The sequence below is a fragment of the Ramlibacter sp. genome (assembly GCF_035706265.1).
Taxonomy (GTDB): domain Bacteria; phylum Pseudomonadota; class Gammaproteobacteria; order Burkholderiales; family Burkholderiaceae_C; genus Ramlibacter.
In genome coordinates, this window is sequence record NZ_DASSVG010000576.1 from 1 (window position 1) to 2537 (window position 2537).

Consider the following 2537-nt stretch of genomic DNA (forward strand, 5'->3'; position numbering starts at 1 on the left):
TTCGCGCTGACCTCCGGCGTGCTGATCGGAGCGGCGCAGGCGGCCACCACGTACGCGATCGTCTACGGCGTGATCGGCCGCCAGATCGACCCGAGCAAGCGCTCGTGGGCGATGGGCGTGGCGGCGGCGGCCGGCTCCTTCGGCCAGTTCCTGATGGTGCCGGTGGAGCAGACGCTGATCGGCAGCCTTGGCTGGCAGGGGGCGCTGTTGGCGCTGTCGGCGGCCGCACTGCTCATCGCACCGCTGGCGATCGGGCTGCGCGAGCCGGGCCTCGGCGGCGCCCACGCGCCCAAGCGCGAGCAGACCATTCTGCAGGCGCTGGCCGAAGCCTTCCGCTACCCCAGCTTCCAGTTGCTGATGGCGGGCTACTTCGTGTGCGGCTTCCAGGTGGTGTTCATCGGCGTGCACATGCCCAGCTACCTGAAGGACAAGGGGCTGTCTCCGCAGGTGGCGAGCTATGCGCTGGCCATCATCGGCCTGTTCAACGTGTTCGGCACCTACATCGTCGGCATGCTGGGGCAGAAGCTCGCCAAGCGGAAGATCCTGGCGGCCATCTACTTCGGGCGCTCGATCGCGATCACGCTGTTCCTGCTGGCGCCGCTCACGCCGTGGTCGGTCTACATCTTCTCCGCCGTGATCGGCCTGCTGTGGCTGTCCACCGTGCCGCCCACCAACGCCACCATCGCCAACATCTTCGGCGTGGCGCACCTGTCGATGCTGGGCGGCTTCGTGTTCTTCAGCCACCAGATCGGCTCCTTCATGGGCGTGTGGCTGGGTGGCCTGCTGTACGACCGCACGGGCAGCTACGACATCGTGTGGTACCTCGCGATCGCGCTGGGCGTGTTCGCGGCGATCGTGAATCTGCCGGTGCGGGAAGCGCCGATCGCGCGCACGCCGGTGCCGCAGGGGGCGTGATGGCGTCGCGCGCCCGCAGGATCGCTGCCTATGCCGTCGCTGCGGTGGTGCTCGCGGGCGTGTTCGCGCTCTACACGCGGCCGGACATGATGGTGAGCATCGGGGACATGATCTGGGCGTGCTTCCAGTGACGGGCGCGCGCTGGCTCCAGGGAGGAACGCGGGGACGAATGCAGGGGAGCTCCGTGGCCCTCGGGCCGGACCGGGAGGGGACTGTCCGTCTCACTCCATGTCCCCCGGCACTGGCTGAAGCCAGTGCCTCCTCCTCTACTTCCGGAGACGGACAGTCCCCACCCGGTCCTGCGCCGCGCCGCCTTGGAGGTTCGCGTCTCCCGGGTACGCCTCAACGGGAGTGATCCGCCCCATGCACGGCACCGAAGACCCCTCCCCCTGGATTCGCCGCTGGACCCACCTGGTCCCCGCGAACGGAACCGTCCTCGACCTCGCCTGCGGCGGCGGCCGCCACGCGCGCTGGTTCGCGGCGCGCGGGCACAAGGTCACCGCGGTCGACCGCGACGCCCCCGCCCTCGCCACCCTGCAGGGCGTGGCCGAGACGATCGAAGCGGACATCGAGAACGGCCCCTGGCCCCTGGCCGGACGGCAATTCGACGCGGTGGTCGTCACCAACTACCTCTGGCGCCCGCTCTTCCCGCAGATCCTGGCGGCGGTCGCCCCCGGCGGGGTGCTGCTGCACGAGACCTTTGCCCAGGGCAACGAGACCGTCGGCAAGCCCTCCCGGCCCGACTTCCTGCTCGCCCCCGGCGAACTGCTGCGCGCCTATGGCGCCGAGCTGCGCGTGGTCGCGTTCGAGGACGGCTTCCTGGAGCCGCCGCCGCGCTTCCTGCAGAGGATCGCGGCCGTGCGCGAGCGGCCCGGCCCTACAAGATCCCGTTACACGCTCTAGCTAGAATCGCCGTATTCCCGGGAACCCACCATGACACCGATTACTGGCAGCATCGTCGCGCTCGTCACCCCGATGCTCGACGACGGCAGCGTCGACTACCCCACCCTGCGCAAGCTGGTGGACTGGCACATCGAGCAGGGCACCGACTGCGTCTGCGTCGTCGGCACCACCGGCGAATCGCCCACCGTGGATGTCGAGGAGCACCAGGAGATCATCCGCGTCGCCGTCGAACAGGCCCGCAAGCGCGTGCCCATCATGGCCGGCTGCGGCGCCAACTCCACGCAGGAGGCCATCGCGCTGGCGAAGTACGCGCAGAAGGTCGGCGCGGACGCCCAGCTCCAGGTGGTGCCCTACTACAACAAGCCGACGCAGGAAGGCCTGTACCGGCACTTCAAGGCGGTGGCCGAGGAGACCGGCGACCTGCCCATGGTGCTTTACAACGTGCCCGGCCGCACGGTCGCGGACATGCAGCACGACACGGTGCTGCGGCTGGCGCAGGTGCCCGGCATCGTCGGCATCAAGGAGGCCACGGGCAACATCGAGCGCGCCCAGTGGCTGGTCAAGGAGGCGCCCCAGGGCTTCGCCATCTATCCCGGCGACGACCCGACGGCCGTCGCGCTGATGCTGTGCGGCGGCCAGGGCAACGTGAGCGTCACGGCCAACGTGGCGCCGCGCCTGATGCACGAACTGTGCGTCGCCGCCATCGCGGGCGAAGCGAA

Annotated in this window: 4 protein-coding genes; all 4 read left to right on the plus strand. The window is 69.7% G+C overall.

Annotated elements, in window-relative coordinates:
- Positions 1–915 (plus strand): MFS transporter (locus VFM98_RS20650; RefSeq protein WP_325111774.1); only part of this gene is annotated, 915 nt, incomplete at its 5' end.
- On the plus strand, positions 915–1046 hold the full coding sequence (locus VFM98_RS20655) for a hypothetical protein (protein ID WP_325111775.1): 132 nt from the start codon (positions 915–917) through the stop codon (positions 1044–1046). The genes VFM98_RS20650 and VFM98_RS20655, both read left to right, overlap by 1 nt.
- A gap of 232 nt (positions 1047–1278) precedes the next feature.
- Positions 1279–1818, plus strand: coding sequence for a class I SAM-dependent methyltransferase (locus tag VFM98_RS20660; RefSeq protein WP_325111776.1), 540 nt, complete (start codon positions 1279–1281; stop codon positions 1816–1818).
- Positions 1819–1848: 30 nt separating this feature from the next.
- A partial coding sequence (dapA, locus tag VFM98_RS20665) for a 4-hydroxy-tetrahydrodipicolinate synthase (protein ID WP_325111777.1) occupies positions 1849–2537 on the plus strand: 689 nt, incomplete at its 3' end.

Coding starts and splice junctions, on each gene's coding strand:
- VFM98_RS20655 (WP_325111775.1), top strand. CDS start 915: ATGGCGTCGCGCGCCCGCAGGATCGCTGCCTATGCCGTCGCTGCGGTG.
- VFM98_RS20660 (WP_325111776.1), top strand. CDS start 1,279: ATGCACGGCACCGAAGACCCCTCCCCCTGGATTCGCCGCTGGACCCAC.